Origin of the sequence: Xanthomonas sacchari, from assembly GCF_024266585.1 — a bacterium.
GTDB lineage: Bacteria > Pseudomonadota > Gammaproteobacteria > Xanthomonadales > Xanthomonadaceae > Xanthomonas_A > Xanthomonas_A sacchari_C.
In genome coordinates this window covers 305,252-321,116 of record NZ_CP100647.1, presented here as the reverse complement: position 1 = coordinate 321,116, position 15,865 = coordinate 305,252, and the positions used below count along the sequence as shown (strand labels likewise).

The following is a 15,865-nucleotide window of genomic DNA, read 5'->3' as shown; positions in this document are numbered from 1 at the left end:
CGAGCGCTATTGGGAACGCGCGTCGCAGCTGAAGCCGCATCGACCAGGCAGTAGTTCCTCCCGCAGGCTTTGCTTCTGCTGTTGCTTTGCTGTTGCTTTGCTGTTGATTTATGGGGATCCCCTCGGCGCGGCAGCCACGGCGGGGAAACACCCGAAGGGCGGCGCAGATGGATGTGCGCCGTTCGCGGCAGGGGCAGGGCTCGCCGGAAAAAGGCGAAGCACTGCTTCGCCCCGGCGGGCGGGCTGGCGCCGTGAGGCGACTGCCCCGGACTTGGCTGCGAAGCAGACAAGCCCCTTCCGCGAATCCCCGTCGTGGCTGCGAACCCGGAGCGCGTAGCGCGGAGGGCGCGCTGCGGGGTGTGCTTGACCAGCCTTCGGCTGTGGTGAAGCGCTTCTTTTGGTTACTTTTCTTTGCACAGGCAAAGAGGCGCTTCTCAGCAGCCGAAGGCTGATCAAAGTAACTCGCCGTCAGGCGAAAGCTTCTGCTTTCCGGCTCAACTGCACCGAACGCACGCTTTCGGCAGGCCTGCCCCCATCAGCGCAAGCGCCGCACCGCGGGCATAGCTTTGCTGCACTGCATTCGGCGACACTGCCGGGCTTGTCACTTCCGCACCCGAGGCCCGCATGTCGTTCCTGTTCCGGCGCAAGTCGCTCGACCTGGTCACCGTCCACGAGGCCGGCCGCCGGCTGGTGCCCTCGCTGAGCTGGCCGCACCTGGTGGCGCTGGGCATCGGCGCGATCGTCGGCACCGGCATCTACACCCTGATCGGGGTCGGCGCGCAGCTGGCCGGGCCGGCGGTGCTGGTGTCGTTCGCGGTGGCCGGGGCGATCTGCGCCTGCGCCGCGCTGGCCTATGCGGAGATGGCGACGATGATGCCGGCCGCCGGCAGCGCCTACACCTACAGCTACGTCGCGCTCGGCGAGGCGATCGCCTGGGTGGTGGGCTGGAGCCTGATCCTGGAGTACTCGCTGGTGGTCAGCACGGTGGCGGTGGGCTGGTCCGGGTACTTCGTCGGCTTCCTGCACTGGGCCAGCGCGCAGACCGGCATGGACCTGAACCTGCCGGCGGCGCTGACCGCCGGGCCGCATGCCGGCGGCATCGTCAACCTGCCGGCGGTGCTGATCACCTTCGCCGTGGCCGGCCTGCTGATGGCCGGCACCAAGGAGAGCGCCACGCTCAACGCGGTGCTGGTGGTGCTGAAGCTGATCGCCCTGGGCATCTTCGTGGCGGTGGCGCTGCCGGCGTTCCAGAGCGCCAACCTGCACCCGTTCATGCCCTACGGCTTCCCCAAGACGGTCGGCGCCGACGGCGTCGCGCACGGGGTGATGGCGGCGGCGGCGATCATCTTCTTCGCCTTCTACGGCTTCGACGCGATCTCCACCGCCGCCGAGGAGACCAAGAACCCCAAGCGCGACCTGGCGATCGGCATCGTCGGCTCGATGGTCGGCTGCACCCTGATCTACATCCTGGTGGCGCTGGCCGCGGTCGGGGCGATGCGCTACGACGTGTTCGGCGCCAGCACCGAGCCGCTGGCGCTGATCCTGCGCGAACTCGGCCACGCCAAGGCGGCGGCGGCGATCGGCGTGGTCGCGGTGATCGCGCTGCCGACCGTGCTGTTGGCGTTCCTGTACGGGCAGAGCCGGATCTTCTTCGTGATGTCGCGCGACGGCCTGCTGCCGCGCGGGCTGTCCAAGGTCAACGCGCGCACCGGCACGCCGGTGGCCACCACCCTGTTCACCGCGGTGCTGGTGGCGGCGCTGGCCGGCGTGGCGCGGCTGGACGAGATCGCCGCGCTGGCCAATGCCGGCACCCTGGCCGCTTTCATCGCCGTGGCCGCGTGCATGCTGGTCCTGCGCCGCCGCGAACCGGGCCGCGCCCGTACCTTCCGCACCCCGCTGGCGTGGGTGGTCGGGCCGCTGGCGATCGGCGGCTGCCTGTACCTGTTCTGGAGCCTGCCGCACACCACCCAGATCTGGTTTGGGCTGTGGAACCTGCTGGGCGTGATCGCCTACCTGCTGTACGGGCGCCGCAACAGCCTGCTGCAGCGCGCGCAGCCCGCGCGATGAGTCCGGCGTTCCAGGCGGCGCTGGCGCGCCACATCGGCAATGCTTACGCCCGCCAGCTGGCGCTGGCCGACGTGCTGGCCGAGCGTCGCTGGCAAGTGGACCTGGGCGAAGGGCGGGTGTCCTTCGGCGAGGATCTGTCGTTTCCGATGCAGCTGCTGGGCACCGCCGCCGAGGCCAGCGCCAGTTGGCGATGGGCCTGGGCCAACACCGCCAGCAAGCTGCCGCCGGCGCTGCTGACCGAAGCGAGCGCGCTGCGTGCGCACGGCGAACGCGAGGGCATCGAGGAACTGGTCGCGCCGTCCTCGGCGCTGGGCGAGGACGGCGGCCACCAGTTCGCGCTGCTCGCTGGCGCCCTGCGCGGGCGCTGCTACTACCGCGCGCCGTACGATGGCGGCGCGCTGTTCTTCCTGCTCGATGACGTGCCGGCCGCGGTGTTCGCGCCGTGCGACGACGCCCGCGTGCTGCGCCTGCTCGGGGAACTGCCGATGCAGTTCGCGCTCGACAACCGCGTCATGAGCGAAGGCTTTCTGGCCGACCAGGGCTTTGCGCTGCAGCGCGAACCCGCGCAGACGGTGGCGACCCGCGGCAACACCCGCATCGTCCTGGCGTTCGATGCTCAGGAACGGTTGACCGGCGTGCAGGGCCAGCTGGCCCCGGCGCAGGCCGCCGCCGCGGTCATGCCGACGCCGGTCCCGGCCTGGCAATTCTGGAAACGCAAGCGCTGAACACGGCGGCGGCGCGTCGCACCTGCACGCCGCCGTGCCCGGCCATTACCACCAACGCAGGCCTTCGAACGGGTTCCAGCTGACGCTGCCCTTGCGCTGGTCCAGGTAGTAGGCGTAGTTGGCGGTCATGCCGACCAGCAGCGAGTAGGCGATGCCCAGGCCGCGGCCGACCGCGTCGGGCAGGAACGCCGCGATCACGCCCAGCGCCAGCGAGATGCCGATCAGCGCCAGCGCCTTGCGCCACAGGCCGAGGATGAAGAAGTAGATGAAGCCGAAGAACAGGGCGAAGAAGTTCATGTTGATCTTCAACCGATCCATGAACGGCAGCGCCTTGAACGCCGCCTTGTACTCGGGCGTGGACGGTGCACCGTAACGGTCGAAGAAATCGAAGCGGAACTGCCACTTCGGGCTGAGCGGGGCATGTTGCGGGAGGTTTGGCGTTTCCATGAGGGCGAGCTTCCGTGTTGTAAACGTTTTCAGTTTAACTGAATGGACACTGCGCGCCAAATGGGGGCTTGTCGATGCACCAGCCTGGTGCGGGTTCGATCGCCGGGGATTGGGGATTGGGGATTGGGGATTGGTAACAGCGTGCGCCGCGCCTGGTCTCGGAACAGGCGCCCCTCCCCGCATTGCGACAGCCGCCGGTCATCGCGTCGGGACTGAAGTCCCTCCCACAAGGTTTGCCTGCGCGTGGCGCATCCGCTGGCGAGTCCCCACTTGTGGGAGCGGCTTCAGCCGCGACGCGCGGGGCAACGGCCTCGCGGGGTTCTGCGGCGACCATCGGTCAGCGCGTCGCGACTGAAGTCCCTCCCACAAGGCGTGCCTGCGCGTGGCGCATCCGCTGGCGAGTACCCACTTGTGGGAGCGGCTTCAGCCGCGACGCGCGGGGCAACGGCCTCGCGGGGTTCTGCGGCAACCATCGGTCAGCGCGTCGCGACTGAAGTCCCTCCCACAAGGCTTGCCTGCGCGTGGCGCATCCGCTGGCGAGTACCTACTTGTGGGAGCAGCTTGAGCCGCGACGCGCGGGGCAACGGCCTCGCGGGGTTCTGCGGCGACCATCGGTCAGCGCGTCGGGACTGAAGTCCCTCCCACAGGGGGCTTACCGACGCCGCGGAGCCGACGGCGCAGGCCGCTATTGCGCCCGGGCGCCGCCCAGCCGCTGGCCGAGCGCGAGCGTGGCGGCCACGTTGCGCGCCGCCTGGCGCAGGGCCTCCGTGGCGTCGGCCAGCGCGGCCTCGCGGGTGGAGATCCGCTGCACCGCGCCGAACAGCGCGTCGATCCCCTGCGCATGCAGGTCCGCCGCCCCCTCGCCCAGGCCGCCGGCGATGGCCAGCACCGGCACGCCATGGCGCCGGGCGATACGGGCCAGGCCGACCGGCACCTTGCCCTGCGCGCTCTGCCCGTCCAGGCGTCCCTCGCCGGTGACCAGCAGGTCGGCGCCGGCCAGGTGCGCTTCCAGCCGCAGCGCCTGCGCGACGATCTCCACGCCCGGACGCAGGCGCGCGCCGAGGAAGGCGACCAGGGCCGCGCCGATGCCGCCGCCGGCACCGGCGCCGGGCAGCTGCGCCACCGCCACGCCCAGGGTGCGTTCGATCGCCTCGGCGTAGTGCTGCAAGCCGGCGTCGAGCTGCGCCACCATCGCCGGCGTGGCGCCCTTCTGCGGCCCGAACACCGCCGAGGCGCCGGCCGGGCCGGTCAGCGGATTGTCGACATCGCAGGCGACCTCGATGGTGCAGCCACGCAGGCGCGGGTCCAATCCATCCATCTCGATGCGTGCCAGCACGCCCAGCGCCGCGCCGCCGGCGGCCAGGTCGCGGCCGTGCGCATCCAGCAGGCGCACGCCCAGCGCCTGCACCATGCCGGCGCCGCCATCGTTGCTGGCGCTGCCGCCGATGCCGATCAGCAAGCGGCGCGCGCCGGCGTCCAGGGCGGCCAGGATCAGTTCGCCGACGCCGCGGGTGCCGGTCAGGCGCGGGTCGCGCTGTGCCGGCGGCACCAGCATCAGCCCGCTGGCCGCGGCCATCTCGATCAGCGCTGTGCCGCCATCCTCGCTCAGGCCGAAGTGCGCGGCCACCGGCGCGCCCAGCGGCCCGGTCACCGTGCAGGCGACCCGGTGCCCCCCGCCGCCGGCGACCAGCGCCTCGACGGTGCCCTCGCCGCCGTCGGCGAACGGCAGCAGCACGTACTGCGCGTGCGGGAAAACGTCGCGGAAGCCGGCCGCGATCTGCGCAGCGGCCTGCGCCGCGGACAGGCTTTCCTTGAACGCGTCCGGGGCGATGACGATCTTCATGCAGCGTGCGCGGCGATCGACCGCCGCCTCGCACCGGGCGAGGCGGGCCGCTTCATGCGCGCGTTCGAGGAGACCATCGGTCGATCATAGTCGCGGCCGGCGTCACCGCGCACGCCGCGCTTCAGGCCGGCACCAGGTGCCGCATCACCTGCAACTCGGCGATGGCCGCGGCATAGGGCGCAAAGCGCGCATCGCCGTTGGCGAAGGCGTCGGCCGCCGCCTGCGCGCTGGCCAGGTCGCGCCAGTGCGCGAGATCGACGAACTGCTCGTCGCCGTCCAGCGGCGCATACGCGCGGTAATCGAGCAGACCGGGAAAATCGGCGAGCGCCGCACGCAGCTGCTGGCGCAGCGCCGGCATGCGCTGGCGGGCGTCGGGCTTGACGGTGAAGACGGCGAGTTCGAGAACGTAGGTGGCAGGGGTGGACATGCAGGTACTCCGTCGTGAAGGAGCCGGCAGTCTGCGGAGGTCCTGCTGACACCGGGGTGTCAGTGCCCGCGCTGCGCCCAGGCCGCGCGTTGGTGTTGCAGATAGGGCTCCAGCGCCACGTGGGCCGGCACCGGCAACGGCGTCGCGCAGGCGTGTACCGCCTCGATCCGATCCAGGCGGAAATCGCGATAGGCGGCGCGCAGCCCGCACCAGCTGCCCAGCGTCCAGTGCTGCCCCCAGTGGAACAGCCCCAGTGGCAGCACCGTGCGCTCGCTGGCCTCGCCCTGCAGGCTGCGATAGCGCAGTTGCACGCTGCGGCGCTGCACGGTGGCGGCATGCAGCGCCTGCCAGCACGGCAGCGCCACCGGCACGGCGCGCAGCGCGCGCGCCACCCGCGGCACCGCCGCCGGCATCGGCAAGGCCGCCTGCAGCTTGTGCAGCACGCTCCGCGCGGCCGGCTGCAACTGGCCGCCGCCACTGCAGGCGAGGATCTCCACCGCCAGTTGCAAGGCCTCGACTTCCTCGCCCGACAGCGCCAGCGGCGGCAGGGCGAACGCCGGGTCCAGGCGATAGCCGATGCCGGCCTCGCCGTAGACCGGAATGCCGCCGAGCGAAAGATCGTCGAGGTAGCGGTAGATGCTGCGGACCGACAGGCCCAGTTCGGCGGCGAGCACGGCGGCCGTCACCGGCTGGCGCACCCGGATCAAGTTGACCAGCTGGAACAGCCGCTCGGCCTTGCGCATGCGCGGCCGGTCAGTCCAGCACGCGGCAGAACACCGCCTTGAGGTAGCGCGATTCCTGCACGTGGGCCATGAACGGGTGGTCGGCGCCGGCGCCGGCCACCTTCAGGATCTGGATGGTGCGGCCGGAGAAATAGGCGGCGCGGCGCAGCATGTCCAGGAACTCGTGCTCGGCGACCAGGCCGGTGCAGGAGAAGGTGGCGAACAGGCCGCCCGGGGCGACCACGCCCAGCGCCAGCTTGTTCATGTCCAGGTACTTCTTCAGCGCCGGGATCACCTGGTCGCGGTCGCGGGTCATCTTGGCCGGGTCCAGGATCACCACGTCGTACCGGTCGCCGCGGGCGGCGGCATCGCGCAGGTACGGGAAGATGTCGGCCTGCACGAACTTGGGCCGCACCTCGTTGAGGCGGGCGTTGCCCTTGGCGATCTCGATCACGTCCTCGTCGATGTCCACGCCGACCACCTCGGTGGCGCCGCGGACCTTGGCGTAGACCGCGAAGCCGCCGGTGTTGCAGCACAGGTCGAGCACGCGCTTGCCCTCCACCTGCTGGCTCAGCCACTGCCGGTTCTCGCGCTGGTCGGCGAAGAAGCCGGTCTTGTGCGCGCCGGCCGGATCGGCACGGAAGCGCACGCCGTATTCGCTGATGATCGCCGGCTCCGGGCGTTCGCCGCTGCTGGACACCGGCCGGTAGTCGAAGCTCTCCTGCTTCTGCACGTGCTCTTCGGCGAAGCTGTAGAAGCGCGCACCCGGGAACTGCGCGCGCAGCGCGGCATAGATCCACTCGCGGTGGCGGAACATGCCGGCGCTGAAGAACTCCACCACCAGCAGGTCGCCGTAGCGGTCCACCACCAGGCCGGACAGGCCGTCGCCCTCGGCATGCACCACGCGCCAGGCGTCGCTGACCGCGTCGAGCTTGAGCACGTCACGGCGCAGCGACACCGCCTCGGCGATCTTGCGCGCGAACCAGTGCTCGTCGACGGCGATGTCGGGGTTGGTTTCGAGGATGCGCACGGCGATGCGCGAGTGGCCGTTGTAGAAGCCGCGGCCGATCCACTCGCCGTCCACCCCGACCACGTCCACCAGCGCGCCCGGCTTGGGCTTGGCGGCGGGTTTTTCGACCAGTTTCTGGAAGATCCAAGGATGGCTGGAGCGCCAGGCGTTCTTGAGACGGACAACGGGCAGGGGACTATTCATGAACGCCATTGTAGCCGCCCCGATTGACGGCACCGCCTGCAGCCGCAAGAATGCGCGCAGAAGGGGAGTAGCTCCCGACGTTGTCGCCGTCAATTCGAGCCCGCGGGCTCCGGTGCAACGGCAGCCGGTTCGCCGGCTGCGAGCGAGACCTTCGCCGCAGTGGCGAAGGCACCCTCTGGACGACATCCGTCGTCTCCGTCCGGAACGCCTCCGCCGCCGCGGCCCCGAGGTTCCCTGTTCACTGACGGAAGATTCCCAATGGAAACGATAGGCAACGTGTGGTTGTGGGGCGGTTTCGCGATCGTGGTGGTCGTGGCGCTGCTGGCGGACCTGGTGCTGATGCGCCACGGCGGTCCGCACAAGGTCACCTTCAAGGAAGCGCTGTGGTGGAGCATCGGCTGGATCGCGCTGGCGCTGGCATTCAACGCGGGCCTGTGGTGGTACCTGCGCGAGACCATCGACGTGGCCGCCGGCAACCGCCTGGGCCTTGAGTTCCTGACCGGCTACCTGGTCGAGAAGTCGCTGGCGGTCGACAACATCTTCGTGTTCCTGATGATCATGAGCTACTTCGCGGTGCCGGAGGAGCAGCGCCAGCGCGTGCTGGTGATCGGCGTGCTCGGCGCGATCGTGCTGCGCGCGGTGATGATCTTCGCCGGCTCGGTGCTGCTGACCAAGTTCCACTGGCTGCTGTACGTGTTCGGCGCGTTCCTGTTGCTGACCGGCATCAAGATGTGGTTCTCGGCGGGCAAGGAGCCGGACCTGGAGGCCAACCCGGTGCTGCGCTTCATGCGCAAGCACCTGCGCCTGACCCCGCAGTACCACGGCAACGCGCTGAGCGTGACCCAGGAGGGCAAGCGCTGGTTCACCCCGCTGTTCGCGGTGCTGATGCTGATCGCGATCACCGACGTGATCTTCGCGGTGGACAGCATCCCGGCGATCTTCGCGATCACCACCGACCCGTTCATCGTGCTGACCTCCAACGTGTTCGCGGTGCTGGGCCTGCGCGCGATGTTCTTCCTGCTGGCGGGCATGGCCGACCGCTTCCACCTGCTGCCTTACGGCCTGGCGATCGTGCTGGTGTTCATCGGCACCAAGATGCTGATCATCGACCTGTACAAGATCCCGGTGCTGGTGTCGCTGCTGGCGGTGGCGGTGGTGATCGGCGCCACCGTGGTGCTGAGCCTGCTGCGCCCGGCCAAGCCGGCGCACTGACCCGGCGCCTGCGCCGCGGCCGCGGATTGTCCCGCGGCCGCGGCCAGTCCCTCCCATCGGCGGCGCCTTGCCTTGGCGGCCGGGCGCCGCCATCCAGGGACCATGGACACTTCTTCGCTCCCCTCGCCCCCGCCCGTGCACGAGGCGCAGGGCCGCTTCGACCGCGCGCGCATCCTGCGTGCGTTCAACGCCAGCCTGGCGCTGGTGGCGCTGCTGGTGGCGGTGTTCGCCAGCCAGGGCCTGTTCGACTGGCGGCCCTGGGCGGTCGCCCCGCACACGGCGGCCGGCCTGCTCGGCGTGCTGACCGCGCCGCTGCTGCACGGATCGCTCGAACACCTGGGGGCCAACGCCGGCGCGCTGCTGATCCTGGGCACCCTGGCCGGCAGCGTGTATCCGCGCGCCACCCTGGCCGGGCTGCCGTTGCTGTGGCTGGGCTCGGGCCTGGGCGCGTGGCTGCTGGGCGACCCCGGCAGCCATCACCTGGGCGCCAGCGGCGTCGCCCACGGCCTGCTGTTCCTGGTGTTCGTGCTGGCCTTGCTGCGCCGCGACCGCGCCGCGATCGCCGCCAGCATGATCGCCTTCCTGTTCTACGGCGGCATGCTGGTGACGGTGCTGCCGCACGAGGACGGGGTGTCCTGGCAGTCGCACCTGGGCGGCGCGGTGGGCGGAGTGGTCGCGGCGCTGCTGCTGCGCCATCGCGATCCGCTGCCGCCGCGGCAGCGCTACAGTTGGGAGGACGAGGACGACGCCGACGACATCCGCGTCGCCGACGACGAACTGGAACCGCCGCCGCCGGCCCAGGTGCCGGCGCTATGGCAGCCGCCGCAGGCCTCACGCGGCGTGGTGCTGCGCTTCCCGCCGCGCGACGAGCAGGACCGGGGCTGAGACGGGCAGAGCAGTGCCCGGAATGCGCCGATCGGCATCTGCAGGAGCGGCTTCAGCCGCGACGGGCCTTCGCCAGAACGCCCGTCGCGGCTGAAGCCGCTCCTACGGCAATCGGGCGCCGTGGCAGGCCGCCATGGGCGACCTGCCGCTGCGTCGCGCCGTACACTGACCGGTCCACCCTCGCTGTCCGAGTTCGCATGTCCGTGCTGTCCGCCCGTCATTCCCGCTCCGCCGCCGCCGCCGCGCTGGCGCTCGCCCTGGCCGCCTGCAGCGGTCCCGCGCTGCGTGCGCCGGCGCCGGCGCCGACCAAGGCGGTGGGCTATCTGCCGGCCGCGGCGCTGCCGGACAGCCTGCAGTTGCTGCCGGCGCCGCCGGCGGCCGGCTCGCCGGGCGAGGCGCTGGATCTGGCGGTCAACCGCGAGGCGCTGGCCCTGCGCGGCAGCGCGCGCTGGCAGCAGGCCGCGCGCGATGCCGACCTGAGCTTCCCGAGCGGCGCCGGCCAGTTCGCCTGCGCGCTGGGCGTGGCGATCGACGCGCAGCACACCCCGCACCTGTACACCTTGCTGGAGCGCAGCCGCATCGACGCCAGCGCCGCGACCAAGGCGGCCAAGCGCCAGTACCAGCGCCCGCGGCCGTTCCTGCGCAACCAGCAGGCGGTCTGCACCCCGGGCGATCTCGACGACCTGCGCCAGAGCGGTTCCTATCCCTCAGGACACAGCGCCATCGGCTGGGCCTGGGCGCTGATCCTGAGCGAGATCGCGCCCGAACGCGCCGATGCGCTGATCGCGCGCGGCCGCAACTACGCCGAGAGCCGGCTGGTGTGCAACGTGCACTGGCAAAGCGACGTGCTCGCCGGCCGCTTCATGGGCGCGGCCACGGTGGCGCGGCTGCACGACGATCCGGCCTTCCGCACCGACCTGGCCGCGGCACGCGGCGAGATCGCCGCCGCGCGCGCCGCCGGGCGGATCCCGGGTCGCGACTGCACCGCGGAAGCCGACGTGCTGCAGGTCCACCCGGCCAGCGCGCTGTAGGGCCAGCGCGGCCCGCGGCCGCGCCAGCGGCCACGGGCGCGGTTCCGGCGGCTCACGCGTCGAGCGCGTCCTCCACGGCCGCGGCCGGCGACGCCGCCGCGGTCTCTTCCGCCACCGGTGCCGCGTGCGCCAGCTGCACCGGTGGCGGTGCCTGTACCGACCCGGGCGCGCCCAGGCGGAACAGCGCGACCAACTGGCTCAGCTGGCCTGCCTCCTCTTCCATCGCCCGCGCCGAGGCCGTGGCCTCTTCGACCAGCGCCGCGTTCTGCTGGGTGGCCTGATCCATCTGCGCCACCGTGGTGTTGACCTGCTCGATGCCCGCCGACTGCTCGCGCGAGGCAGCCGAGATCTCGCCCATGATGTCGGTGACGCGCTGCACCGAGGCCACGATCTCCTGCATGGTGGTGCCGGCCTGGCCGACCAGGGCCGAGCCATCGGCCACGCGGTCGACCGACTCCTCGATCAGGCCCTTGATCTCCTTGGCCGCATTGGCCGAGCGCTGCGCCAGCGTGCGCACCTCGCCGGCGACCACCGCGAAGCCGCGGCCCTGCTCGCCGGCACGCGCGGCTTCCACCGCGGCATTGAGCGCCAGGATGTTGGTCTGGAAGGCGATGCCGTCGATCACGCCGATGATGTCGCCGATGCGCCGGGACGAGGAGGCGATGCCCTCCATCGTGCTCACCACCTGACCGACCACGTTGCCGCCCTGCATGGCGACCGCGGCAGCGCCGGCGGCCAGGCGGTTGGCCTGCTGCGCGTACTCGGCGTTCTGCTTGACCGTGGAGGTCAGCTCTTCCATCGACGCGGCGGTCTCCTCCAGGCTCGCCGCCTGCTGCTCGGTGCGGCGCGACAGGTCGTCGTTGCCGGCGGCGATCTCGGCGGCGGCCGCGTCGATCGCGGCGGAGGAGTGCTGGATGCGGCCGACGATCTCGGTCAGGCGGGCGACGGTGGCGTTGGCGTCGTCGCGCATCCGCGCGAACACGCCCTCGAACTCGCCGTGCATGCGCCCGGTCAGGTCGCCGCTGGCCACCGCCTGCAGCAGCGAGGACAGCGCGTTGAGGTTGCGGTCGGCCGTGCTCATCAGTTGGTTGAGATCGACCAGGATCTGCCGGAAGTCGAAGTCGAAGGCGGCCTCGTCGCTGCGCGCGGTGAAGTCGCCGGCCGCCGCGGCCGCGGCCATCCGCTGGATCTCGCCGTTGATGCGCAGCAGGTTGCGGCGCACGTCGTTGAGCGACTGGGTGATCACCGCGCGTTCGCCCGGCAAGGTTTCCAGTTCCTGCGACAGGTCGCCGCGCGCATAGCGCTTGATCAGCTCGACCACGCGCAGGGTCACCGCGATGTGCCCCTCGACCAGGGCGTTGCTGGCCTGGACCATGCTGCCGAACTCGCCGGGGAAGTCACCGGCGGCGATGCGGTGGCTGGTGACGCCGGCCTCGTGCTGCGCCCCCATCTCGGTCTGCGCCTGGATCACCCGGCGCAGCTGGCGCTGCATGCTGTCCATGGCCTGCAGCAGCTGCCCGACCTCGTCGACGCTGTCGATCGCGATCGGGTTGTCCAGCTTGCCCTGCGACACCGCATGCGCGGTGCGGATGGCGCGGCGCAGCGGACGGGTGATGGCGCGCGCGACGATCCAGCCGAAGGCGATGCAGGCCAACGCGCCGAGCACGCCCACCACAAGACCGCCGACGCTGGCGGCGATCGAGCTGTCCACCGCGTTCTGCACCGTGGCGCGGAAGCGCGCGTCGGCGCTGTGGTGCATGGCGTTGAGGTGGGTGCGGTAGCGCTCCAGCGACGGCGCCATCGCCTCCAGTTCCGCCGCGTCGGGTTCGCGCTGCTGCGCGAACGCCGCGGCCACGGCCGAGGCGTGCGCGTAGTACGCGTCGAACTCCTTGCCCAGGCGCGCCAGCTCCGGGGCATTGCCCGGGTCGGTCTTCTGCAGCTTCAGGTAGGACGCGTGGATCTGCTCGGCGATCGGACGGGTCGCGTTGAGCATGTCCATGTCGCCGGCGGCCGCCGCGCCGTTCAGTCCGTTGATGATCTTGTCCAGCGCGGCGACATTGCGCGTCATGGTGTCCAGCACCGGGAAGTGCACGTCGCGGATCGCCTCCAGATGTCCGTTGTTGCGCTGGAACACCACGGTGCTGAAGCCGATGTAGCCCAGCAGGCACAGGATCGACACCGCCGCCGGCAGCAGGATCTTCCAGAACAACGGCAGAGAAAGCAGACGTCTCATCATGGAGGCTCTCCGGTGGCGGTCAGGGCTTGAAGACGACCTTGACGCTCGCGTCCTGCGTGCCGGCATCGATGTAGCCGATCGCGCCAGGCGACGCCGCGACCGCCTTCTTGACCGCATCGTCGCCGGCCACGTGCTTGGGACGCTGCGCCTTGCCGGTGAACATCAGCTGCGACCAGTACGACTTGAGCTGCGCCGCGTCGCGGCCGGTGACCTTCTTGTAGAACTCCTCGCGCGCCTTGGCGCCCTCTTCCTGGTCGATCGGCGTGGCCTGCGCGCCGCCCGGCAAGGCGTTGGACTTGGCCAGGAAGATCTGCGCCACCTGATCCTTGCTCAGGCTGTCCACCGGGCTCTTGGACGACATCACCACCACCACCTCGGCCTGCGCGGCGGTGGAGAACAGCAGGGCCAGCGCCGCAGCACCGGCAATCTTGTAAGCATTCATGGCGTCGTCCTCAGAACACGAAATCGAAGGAGGCCGACAGCAGGTTGTAGCTGCCGCCAGGACGGAAACCCGGCTGGATGTTGCCGAGGCTGCCGTACGAGCCGGCGTTGTTGACGATGTGGCTGGCCTGGAACTTGAAGGCCACGTTCTCGTACACGTCCCAGCGCAGCGAGGCGGTATAGCTGTGGCGGCCGTTCTCGGCGAGCGCGACGGCGCGGGTCATCAACCCCAGCGGATCGGCGCCCGGCGCGATCACCGGCGCCTTCTTGTCGACGTTGGCGTAGGTCAACGACGGGGTCAGCGCGCCGAAGCGGGCGCCGGCGCTCACGTAGCCGGCGGTGTTCTTGCCGTTGAGCGAGGGCGAGTAGTCGGCGCGGATGACTTCGGCGCGCGCGAACCACGGACCCGGATCGTAGCTGTAGCCGACGCTGGCGAAGCTGCCGGCGACGCCGACCGTGTCCAGGCGCTCGGCCAGGGCCGGGTTGATCCGGCGGTAGAGGCCGAACAGCCGGTCCAGGTCGGCGGTGCGGTAGTCGGCATTGCCCTTGATGTAGGCCACGCGGTAGGTGGAGGCGCCCTGGTCCAGCACCAGCGACAGGCCGCGCATCGCGTGCACTTCGGCCTTCTTGGAATCGATGCGGCCGTAGAAGCCCTGCACGCTGAGCACGCTCTGGCCGACGTTGCGCGTGTACACGCCTTCCACGCCGTCCATCGCCATCAGGTAGTTGTAGACCTCGTAGGGCGGACGCACCCACGGCGTGGCGTAGCCGACGCGCTGGTACTCCGAGAGCATGTACAGCGGCGCGGTGATGCGGCCGAGGCGGACCGCGAAGTCCGGGGCGAACTGGTACTTGACGTGGGCCAGGGTGACCTTGGGCGTGTACGAGGCGCGCTCGGCGTACTCGCTGGTGACCTGCAGCACGCCGCTGAACTTGTCGGTAAAGGTGGCGTTGACCTGGCCGGCGATGCGCGAGTCCGGGCGCGGCGAGGTGCGCTGGCTGGCGCCGGCGCCTTCGGTGGTCTGCAGGTCCGGCGTGAAGTCGGCGCGGTCCTCGGTGGAGTGCACCAGTCCCAGGGTGCCGAAGCCGCTGAAGGACAGCTCGGGGCCGTCCTGGGCTTGCACGCGGCCGGAACACGCGAGCGCGAGCGCGCCGCTCAACAGTAAAACATTGAATTTCATTGAATTTCCCCAAATCTATTGCGGGCTGGCGATGATGACTGCCCGGCCCCGCATCCCTTCCCGAAGGACACGGCCGTGGCGGCAGTGAGCTGAGTAGCGGCGATGCGCCTGCATTCTTGAGCACCGTCATGTTTTTTGCGACGAACGGTTTGCAAAACGCCGTCCCGCGCCCCGGCCTCGACGGCAACGGCCGCGCCGGCCGCCCCCTGCCGATGGGCAGGTGTCTGCCGTTGCGGCGGACCGTTAGACTCGCCGCGACTTCCCGCCAAGGACCCGCACCCATGAGCCAGTGGTATTTCCTGACCGGCAGCGAACAGACCCGCTCCGGCCCGTTCGACGATGCCGACGCGGTCGCCTTCGCCCGCAACAACCCCACCGCGCTGGCCTGGTGCCAGGGCCAGAGCGGCTGGCTTCCGGTGGCGCAGATCGCCGCCCTGCAGGGCGGCGCGTCCTTCCTGCCGCCGGGCCTGCCGCCGCCGCCCGCTGCCGGCGGCCGCGCCGACGAGATCGACTACCGCATCGTCGGCCACGAGATGCAATTCGTGGAGATCGAACTGGACCCGGGCGAGAGCGCGGTGGCCGAGGCCGGCGCGCTGATGTTCAAGGACGCGGCGGTGCAGATGGACACCGTGTTCGGCGACGGCTCCGGCGGCAACCAGAGCGGCCTGATGGGCAAGCTGCTGTCGGCCGGCAAGCGCCTGGTCACCGGCGAGAGCCTGTTCACCACCGTGTTCACCCACCAGGGCCAGGGCAAGGCCAAGGTCGCCTTCGCCGCGCCCTACCCCGGCACCGTGCTGGCGATGAAGCTGGACCAGCACGGCGGCCGCCTGATCTGCCAGAAGGACAGCTTCCTGGCCGGCGCGCGCGGGGTGTCGCTGGGCATCCACTTCCAGCGCAAGATCATGACCGGCCTGTTCGGCGGCGAAGGCTTCATCATGCAGAAGCTCGAGGGCGACGGCTGGGTGTTTGTGCACGCCGGCGGCTGCGTGGTCGAGCGCGAACTGGCCGCCGGCGAGCGGCTGGACGTGGACACCGGCTGCGTGGTCGCGTTCCACGCCTCGGTGGACATGGACGTGCGCCCAGTCAGCGGCATCAAGAGCATGTTCTTCGGCGGCGAGGGCATGTTCCTGGCCACCCTCACCGGCCCGGGCAAGGTGTGGCTGCAGTCGCTGCCGTTCTCGCGCCTGGCCGGGCGCATGTTCGCCGCCGCGCCGCAGGGCGGCGGGCAGAACCGCGGCGAAGGCTCGGTGCTCGGCGGCTTCGGCCGGATCCTGGACGGCGACAACAACTTCTGAGGCCGCGTGCTTTCGCCCCTCTCCCATCGGGAGAGGGGTTGGGGTGAGGGTACGGCGCGCAGCGCCTCACAGAAGCAGGCGCCCAAGCGGGGCCTCCGCTGAAGCGCCCGGACCACCCACGGCATGACCTCCGGTCGTGG

At 70.7% G+C, this 15,865-nt stretch carries 14 protein-coding genes; 6 read left to right on the top strand and 8 right to left on the bottom strand.

Annotated elements, in window-relative coordinates; all coding sequences use genetic code 11:
* The first annotated feature begins 624 nt into the window (after positions 1–624).
* Entirely contained in the window at positions 625–2,067 is a 1,443-nt protein-coding gene (locus tag NKJ47_RS01285; protein WP_254459782.1) for an amino acid permease, read from the top strand.
* A complete protein-coding gene (locus tag NKJ47_RS01280) occupies positions 2,064–2,792 on the top strand; it encodes a DUF6882 domain-containing protein (protein ID WP_254459781.1) in 729 nt (242 codons plus the stop codon). The genes NKJ47_RS01285 and NKJ47_RS01280 overlap by 4 nt, the downstream gene beginning before the upstream one ends.
* Before the next feature lie 45 nt (positions 2,793–2,837).
* Here the strand turns inward: NKJ47_RS01280 and NKJ47_RS01275 are convergent, their stop codons facing one another.
* The 5 genes from NKJ47_RS01275 to NKJ47_RS01255 all read right to left on the bottom strand — a co-directional run bounded on the left by NKJ47_RS01275 (position 2,838) and on the right by NKJ47_RS01255 (position 7,444).
* The gene (locus NKJ47_RS01275; protein ID WP_254459780.1) at positions 2,838–3,239 is read right to left on the bottom strand and encodes a DUF2628 domain-containing protein; all 402 of its coding nucleotides are present in this window, start codon (positions 3,237–3,239) and stop codon (positions 2,838–2,840) included.
* A gap of 685 nt (positions 3,240–3,924) precedes the next feature.
* Complete coding sequence (locus tag NKJ47_RS01270) at positions 3,925–5,082, bottom strand: glycerate kinase (protein WP_254459779.1); 1,158 nt, start codon at positions 5,080–5,082, stop codon at positions 3,925–3,927.
* Positions 5,083–5,203: 121 nt separating this feature from the next.
* Positions 5,204–5,509 carry an antibiotic biosynthesis monooxygenase family protein gene (locus NKJ47_RS01265; RefSeq protein ID WP_254459778.1) on the bottom strand — a complete coding sequence of 102 codons (306 nt, stop codon included), beginning with the start codon at positions 5,507–5,509 and terminating at the stop codon, positions 5,204–5,206.
* Positions 5,510–5,568: 59 nt separating this feature from the next.
* Positions 5,569–6,252: a helix-turn-helix transcriptional regulator gene (locus NKJ47_RS01260; protein ID WP_254459777.1), complete on the bottom strand. Its 684-nt coding sequence runs from the start codon at positions 6,250–6,252 to the stop codon at positions 5,569–5,571.
* A gap of 10 nt (positions 6,253–6,262) precedes the next feature.
* Positions 6,263–7,444: a class I SAM-dependent rRNA methyltransferase gene (locus NKJ47_RS01255; RefSeq protein ID WP_254459776.1), complete on the bottom strand. Its 1,182-nt coding sequence runs from the start codon at positions 7,442–7,444 to the stop codon at positions 6,263–6,265.
* Between the two features lie 258 nt (positions 7,445–7,702).
* Here NKJ47_RS01255 and NKJ47_RS01250 point away from each other — a divergent pair, with 258 nt between their 5' ends.
* From NKJ47_RS01250 to NKJ47_RS01240, 3 genes are all read left to right on the top strand, one after another.
* Positions 7,703–8,656, top strand: coding sequence for a TerC family protein (locus NKJ47_RS01250; RefSeq protein ID WP_254459775.1), 954 nt, complete (start codon positions 7,703–7,705; stop codon positions 8,654–8,656).
* A gap of 102 nt (positions 8,657–8,758) precedes the next feature.
* Positions 8,759–9,541: a rhomboid family intramembrane serine protease gene (locus NKJ47_RS01245; protein ID WP_254459774.1), complete on the top strand. Its 783-nt coding sequence runs from the start codon at positions 8,759–8,761 to the stop codon at positions 9,539–9,541.
* A gap of 197 nt (positions 9,542–9,738) precedes the next feature.
* A complete protein-coding gene (locus NKJ47_RS01240; protein WP_254459773.1) occupies positions 9,739–10,572 on the top strand; it encodes an acid phosphatase in 834 nt (277 codons plus the stop codon).
* 52 nt (positions 10,573–10,624) lie between these two features.
* Here NKJ47_RS01240 and NKJ47_RS01235 read toward each other — a convergent pair whose 3' ends face one another.
* The 3 genes from NKJ47_RS01235 to NKJ47_RS01225 are packed head-to-tail and all read right to left on the bottom strand — an operon-like array spanning position 10,625 to position 14,430.
* Positions 10,625–12,808, bottom strand: coding sequence for a methyl-accepting chemotaxis protein (locus NKJ47_RS01235; protein ID WP_254459772.1), 2,184 nt, complete (start codon positions 12,806–12,808; stop codon positions 10,625–10,627).
* A 19-nt stretch (positions 12,809–12,827) separates the two neighbouring features.
* A complete protein-coding gene (locus tag NKJ47_RS01230) occupies positions 12,828–13,250 on the bottom strand; it encodes a phosphate ABC transporter substrate-binding protein (protein ID WP_254459771.1) in 423 nt (140 codons plus the stop codon).
* 10 nt (positions 13,251–13,260) lie between these two features.
* The gene (locus NKJ47_RS01225; RefSeq protein ID WP_254459770.1) at positions 13,261–14,430 is read right to left on the bottom strand and encodes a hypothetical protein; all 1,170 of its coding nucleotides are present in this window, start codon (positions 14,428–14,430) and stop codon (positions 13,261–13,263) included.
* 281 nt (positions 14,431–14,711) lie between these two features.
* Between NKJ47_RS01225 and NKJ47_RS01220 the strand changes: the two genes are divergently transcribed.
* A complete protein-coding gene (locus NKJ47_RS01220) occupies positions 14,712–15,725 on the top strand; it encodes a TIGR00266 family protein (RefSeq protein ID WP_254459769.1) in 1,014 nt (337 codons plus the stop codon).
* Positions 15,726–15,865: the final 140 nt, after the last annotated feature.